Here is a 5396-nt window from a genome sequence, read left to right as displayed (position 1 = left end):
GCCCCGAAACGGGTGCCACTGAGTGTGGTGTTTGGTTCGGTGTGTGGTTGTTCTTTGAGAACTCAACAGGGTGCTTGTAAAGCCAGTGCCAATTATGATTTATACCCCGGACTGGTCAGTTTTTCTGGCTGGTTGGGATTCCTTTGGCAACATTTGTTTGTTGCCGGGACAGCTGTTCCACAATTTTTTGTTGGAGAGTTTGATCCTGGCTCAGGACGAACGCTGGCGGCGTGCTTAACACATGCAAGTCGAGCGGAAAGGCCCTTCGGGGTACTCGAGCGGCGAACGGGTGAGTAACACGTGAGCAACCTGCCCCAAGCTTTGGGATAACCCTCGGAAACGGGGGCTAATACCGAATATTACTTCTGGCCGCATGGCTGGTGGTGGAAAGTTTTTCGGCTTGGGATGGGCTCGCGGCCTATCAGCTTGTTGGTGGGGTGATGGCCTACCAAGGCGACGACGGGTAGCCGGCCTGAGAGGGCGACCGGCCACACTGGGACTGAGACACGGCCCAGACTCCTACGGGAGGCAGCAGTGGGGAATATTGCACAATGGGCGGAAGCCTGATGCAGCGACGCCGCGTGAGGGATGACGGCCTTCGGGTTGTAAACCTCTTTCAGCAGGGACGAAGCGAGAGTGACGGTACCTGCAGAAGAAGCACCGGCCAACTACGTGCCAGCAGCCGCGGTAAGACGTAGGGTGCGAGCGTTGTCCGGATTTATTGGGCGTAAAGAGCTCGTAGGCGGCTTGTCGCGTCGACCGTGAAAACTTGGGGCTCAACCCCAAGCCTGCGGTCGATACGGGCAGGCTAGAGTTCGGTAGGGGAGACTGGAATTCCTGGTGTAGCGGTGAAATGCGCAGATATCAGGAGGAACACCGGTGGCGAAGGCGGGTCTCTGGGCCGATACTGACGCTGAGGAGCGAAAGCGTGGGGAGCGAACAGGATTAGATACCCTGGTAGTCCACGCTGTAAACGTTGGGCGCTAGGTGTGGGGGGCCTCTCCGGTTCCCTGTGCCGCAGCTAACGCATTAAGCGCCCCGCCTGGGGAGTACGGCCGCAAGGCTAAAACTCAAAGGAATTGACGGGGGCCCGCACAAGCGGCGGAGCATGCGGATTAATTCGATGCAACGCGAAGAACCTTACCTGGGTTTGACATGGCCGCAAAACCTCCAGAGATGGGGGGTCCTTCGGGGGCGGTCACAGGTGGTGCATGGCTGTCGTCAGCTCGTGTCGTGAGATGTTGGGTTAAGTCCCGCAACGAGCGCAACCCTCGTTCGATGTTGCCAGCGCGTTATGGCGGGGACTCATCGAAGACTGCCGGGGTCAACTCGGAGGAAGGTGGGGATGACGTCAAGTCATCATGCCCCTTATGTCCAGGGCTTCACGCATGCTACAATGGCCGGTACAATGGGCTGCGATACCGTGAGGTGGAGCGAATCCCAAAAAGCCGGTCTCAGTTCGGATCGGGGTCTGCAACTCGACCCCGTGAAGTCGGAGTCGCTAGTAATCGCAGATCAGCAACGCTGCGGTGAATACGTTCCCGGGCCTTGTACACACCGCCCGTCACGTCACGAAAGTCGGCAACACCCGAAGCCGGTGGCCCAACCCTTGTGGAGGGAGCCGTCGAAGGTGGGGCTGGCGATTGGGACGAAGTCGTAACAAGGTAGCCGTACCGGAAGGTGCGGCTGGATCACCTCCTTTCTAAGGAGCACCTTCCGACGAAAGTCGGTAAGGAGCCCGCACTACCCGGATGTGGTGGTGGGGTGCTCGAATGGCGGAGACACTGGCAAGTTTTTCCTCGGCAACGGCCGGGACACCTAGTACAGCTGCTCTTCGGGGTGGTGGGAACGGCTATGTTCTGGTGCGGCTGAGAAGGAATGTGAGCACCCTGTTGGGTCCTGAAGGAACAACCATTGCGTTGTTGTTTCAGAACCGTAGTGAGGTTGATGACCTCGCGAGGTTGCCAGGCATGGCCTGGCCTCGCATACCGCCAACTGTCGTTGGGTTTGGTGTGGGGCTGTTCGGGTTGTGGGTTGGTCGTTTGTTGAGAATTGCACAGTGGACGCGAGCATCTTTGTGGTCAAGTTGTCAAGGGCGAACGGTGAATGCCTTGGCACCAGGAGCCGATGAAGGACGTGGGAGGCCGCGATAGGCCTGGGGGAGCTGTCAACCAAGCTGTGATCCCAGGGTGTCCGAATGGGGAAACCTGGCACCAGTCATGTGGTGTCACCCGCACCTGAACACATAGGGTGTGTGGGGGGAACGCGGGGAAGTGAAACATCTCAGTACCCGTAGGAAGAGAAAACAATTTAGTGATTCCGTGAGTAGTGGCGAGCGAAAGCGGATTGAGGCTAAACCGGCTGCGTGTGATACCTGTCAGGGGTTGCGTGGTTGGGGTTGTGGGACCCTGCTGAACAAGCTGACACTTGTTCGAGAAGTTACAAAGTCAGTGGCTAGTCGAACAGTCTGGAATGGCTGACCGTAGACGGTGAGAGTCCGGTAGGTGAAAGTTGCTGACCTTCTGTGGGTGTTCCCGAGTAGCGGCGGACCCCTGAAATCTGCCGTGAATCTGCCAGGACCACCTGGTAAGCCTAAATACTTCCTGGTGACCGATAGCGGACGAGTACCGTGAGGGAATGGTGAAAAGTACCCCGGGAGGGGAGTGAAATAGTACCTGAAACCGTTCGCCTACAATCCGTCGGAGCCTTGCGGGGTGACGGCGTGCCTTTTGAAGAATGAGCCTGCGAGTTAGTGGCATGTGGCGAGGTTAACCCGTGTGGGGGAGCCGTAGCGAAAGCGAGTCTGAATAGGGCGATTCAGTCGCGTGTCCTAGACCCGAAGCGGAGTGATCTAGCCATGGGCAGGCTGAAGCGCGGGTAAGACCGCGTGGAGGGCCGAACCCACCAATGTTGAAAAATTGGGGGATGACCTGTGGTTAGGGGTGAAAGGCCAATCAAACTCCGTGATAGCTGGTTCTCCCCGAAATGCATTTAGGTGCAGCGTCGCGTGTTTCTTGCCGGAGGTAGAGCACTGGATGGTCTAGGGGGCCCACAAGCTTACCGAAATCAGCCAAACTCCGAATGCCGGTAAGTGAGAGCGCGGCAGTGAGACTGCGGGGGATAAGCTTCGTAGTCGAGAGGGAAACAGCCCAGATCACCAGCTAAGGCCCCTAAGCGTGTGCTAAGTGGAAAAGGATGTGGGGTCGCATAGACAACCAGGAGGTTGGCTTAGAAGCAGCCACCCTTTAAAGAGTGCGTAATAGCTCACTGGTCAAGTGGTTCCGCGCCGACAATGTAGCGGGGCTCAAGCACACCGCCGAAGCTGTGGCATTCACATTTTAACCACGCGTGCCCTTGATGGTGCGTGCAGGTGTGTGGATGGGTAGGGGAGCGTCGTGCCGCGAGTGAAGCAGCGGGGTGACCCAGTTGTGGACGCGGCACGAGTGAGAATGCAGGCATGAGTAGCGAAAGAAGGGTGAGAAACCCTTCCGCCGGATGACCAAGGGTTCCAGGGCCAGGCTAATCCGCCCTGGGTGAGTCGGGACCTAAGGCGAGGCCGAGAGGCGTAGTCGATGGACAACGGGTTGATATTCCCGTACCCGCGAAAGAGCGTCCCTGATGAACCTCGTTGTGCTAACCACCCGAACTTGGTGAGGTCTTCGGACTGAGTTGAGGGAGCGTGGGAACCTGGCGGGTAGTAGTCAAGCGATGGGGTGACGCAGGAAGGTAGCTGAGCCCGGCCGGTGGTTGTGCCGGGGTAAGCGTGTAGGCCGTGCCATAGGCAAATCCGTGGCGCATGAAGGCTGAGACGTGATGCCGAGCCGATTCAGGTGAAGTCAGTGATCCTATGCTGCCGAGAAAAGCCTCTAGCGAGTTCTTAGCGGCCCGTACCCCAAACCGACACAGGTGGTCAGGTAGAGAATACCGAGGCGATCGGGCGAACTGTGGTTAAGGAACTCGGCAAATTGCCCCCGTAACTTAGGGAGAAGGGGGGCCGGAGACGTGAAGCCCCGCGCGGGTGGAGCGTTGTATGGCCGCAGAGAGCAGGGGGAAGCGACTGTTTACTAAAAACACAGGTCCATGCGAAGAAGTAATTCGATGTATATGGACTGACGCCTGCCCGGTGCTGGAACGTTAAGGGGACCTGTTAGCTCTTCGGGGCGAAGCGGAGAACTTAAGCGCCAGTAAACGGCGGTGGTAACTATAACCATCCTAAGGTAGCGAAATTCCTTGTCGGGTAAGTTCCGACCTGCACGAATGGCGTAACGACTTCCCCACTGTCTCAACCACAGGCCCGGCGAAATTGCAGTACGAGTAAAGATGCTCGTTACGCGCGGCAGGACGGAAAGACCCCGGGACCTTTACTATAGCTTGACATTGGTACTCGAATTAGCTTGTGTAGGATAGGTGGGAGCCGGTGAAGCTTGTACGCCAGTACAGGTGGAGGCAATCTTGAAATACCACTCTGGTTGATTTGGGTATCTAACTTCGGACCGTTATCCGGTTCAGGGACAGTGTCTGGTGGGTAGTTTAACTGGGGCGGTTGCCTCCTAAAAGGTAACGGAGGCGCCCAAAGGTTCCCTCAGCCTGGTTGGCAATCAGGTGTTGAGTGCAAGTACACAAGGGAGCTTGACTGTGAGACTGACAGGTCGAGCAGGGACGAAAGTCGGGACTAGTGATCCGGCACTTGCGAGTGGAAGCGGTGTCGCTCAACGGATAAAAGGTACCCCGGGGATAACAGGCTGATCTTCCCCAAGAGTCCATATCGACGGGATGGTTTGGCACCTCGATGTCGGCTCGTCGCATCCTGGGGCTGTAGCAGGTCCCAAGGGTTGGGCTGTTCGCCCATTAAAGCGGTACGCGAGCTGGGTTTAGAACGTCGTGAGACAGTTCGGTCCCTATCCGCCGTGCGCGTAGGATACTTGAGAAGGGCTGTCCCTAGTACGAGAGGACCGGGACGGACGAACCTCTGGTGTGCCAGTTGTCCCGCCAGGGGCACGGCTGGTTAGCTACGTTCGGAAGGGATAACCGCTGAAAGCATCTAAGCGGGAAGCCTGCTTCAAGATGAGGTATCCCACCCACTTTGGTGGGGTAAGGCCCCCAGCTAGACGACTGGGTTGATAGGCCGGAAATGTAAGCCCGGTAACGGGTTCAGTTGACCGGTACTAATAGGCCGAGGACTTGACTACCAAGCTGCTACGCGTCCACTGTGCAACTCTGAACGAGCGAACACCCGTGAACTTTCGCCCGGGGTTGTTTGACATGTTCATAGAGTTACGGCGGTCATGGCGGAGGGGAAACGCCCGGTTACATTCCGAACCCGGAAGCTAAGCCCTCCAGCGCCGATGGTACTGCACTCGTGAGGGTGTGGGAGAGTAGGACGCCGCCGGACAATC

The 5396-nt window shown here is 57.5% G+C and carries 3 rRNA genes; all 3 read left to right on the top strand.

Annotated elements, in window-relative coordinates:
* Positions 1–187: 187 nt before the first annotated feature.
* The 3 genes from ACZ6N8_RS31135 (at position 188) to rrf (ending at position 5392) form a co-directional block, all read left to right on the top strand.
* Positions 188–1702: ribosomal RNA gene (locus ACZ6N8_RS31135) — 16S ribosomal RNA — on the top strand.
* Positions 1703–2079: 377 nt separating this feature from the next.
* Positions 2080–5189, top strand: a 23S ribosomal RNA gene (locus tag ACZ6N8_RS31130).
* Positions 5190–5275: 86 nt separating this feature from the next.
* A 5S ribosomal RNA gene (gene rrf, locus ACZ6N8_RS31125) occupies positions 5276–5392 on the top strand.
* The 16S, 23S and 5S rRNA genes sit together here, the layout of an rRNA operon.
* The last annotated feature ends 4 nt before the right edge of the window (positions 5393–5396 follow it).

It is taken from the genome of Micromonospora sp. NPDC047521, assembly GCF_055587305.1.
The sequence above is the reverse complement of the archived record's forward strand: the minus strand, read 5'-3'. Positions and strand labels throughout refer to the sequence as shown.